We start from the raw sequence: 1144 nt of genomic DNA on the forward strand, positions 1-1144 counted from the left end.
CCGCCGATGCCGACGCCATGCATGTGCGGCTCGCGGACGAGAGCGTCTGCATCGGTCCGCCGCCATCGCGCGACAGCTATCTCAACATCCATCAGATCGTTGCGGCCTGCGAAATCACCGGCGCCGACGCCGTGCATCCGGGCTACGGCTTCCTGTCGGAGAACGCCAAGTTCGCCGACATACTGGCCGCGCACAACATCACCTTCATCGGTCCGTCCGGCGACCATATCCGCATCATGGGCGACAAGATCGAGGCCAAGCGAACCGCCAAGCGCCTCAGCATTCCGGTTGTGCCCGGTTCGGACGGTGCCGTCACCGACCAAAAGGAAGCCAGGCGCATTGCCGCCGAGATCGGCTATCCCGTGATCATCAAGGCATCGGCCGGTGGTGGCGGGCGCGGTATGAAGGTAGCGCTTACCGAGGCCGACCTTGAGGTCGCCTTGCAAACGGCGAGCACGGAAGCCGGTGCGGCCTTCGGCGACGATGCGGTCTACATCGAGAAATACCTGGAAAAGCCGCGCCATATCGAGGTGCAGGTGTTCGGCGACGGCTTTGGCCGCGGCGTGCATTTCGGCGAGCGCGACTGTTCCTTGCAGCGCCGCCACCAGAAAGTCTGGGAAGAGGCGCCCTCGCCGGCCCTCAATGCCGAAGAGCGCGCCCGTATCGGCGGCATCTGCGCCAAGGCGATCGCCGACCTCGGCTATTCCGGCGCCGGCACGATCGAGTTCCTCTACGAAAATGGCGAGTTCTATTTCATCGAGATGAACACGCGCCTGCAGGTCGAGCATCCGGTGACGGAAGCGATCACCGGCATCGATCTCGTGCATGAGCAGATCCGCGTCGCTTCCGGCGGCGGCCTCTCGGTGAAGCAGGAGGACATCAAGTTCAACGGCCACGCCATCGAATGCCGCATCAACGCCGAGGACCCACGCACCTTCACCCCCTCGCCCGGTACGATCACCCATTTCCACACACCGGGTGGTCTGGGCATCCGCGTCGATTCCGGCGTCTATTCCGGCTACAAGATCCCGCCCTATTACGACAGCCTGATCGGCAAGCTGATTGTACATGGGCGTAACCGCGTCGAGTGCATGATGCGCCTGCGCCGCGCCCTGGACGAGTTCGTCGTCGACGGTATCAAGAC

General features: G+C 63.6%; 1 protein-coding gene. It reads left to right on the plus strand.

Features of this window, described 5'->3' with window-relative positions; translation table 11 throughout:
• Nucleotides 1-1144, plus strand: a 1144-nt coding sequence (locus ENZ75_RS32480) for an acetyl-CoA carboxylase biotin carboxylase subunit (protein ID WP_164888205.1), incomplete at both ends; no start/stop codon positions are given.

Source organism: Mesorhizobium sp. M7A.F.Ca.CA.002.04.1.1 (genome assembly GCF_004022805.1).
GTDB lineage: Bacteria > Pseudomonadota > Alphaproteobacteria > Rhizobiales > Rhizobiaceae > Mesorhizobium > Mesorhizobium ciceri.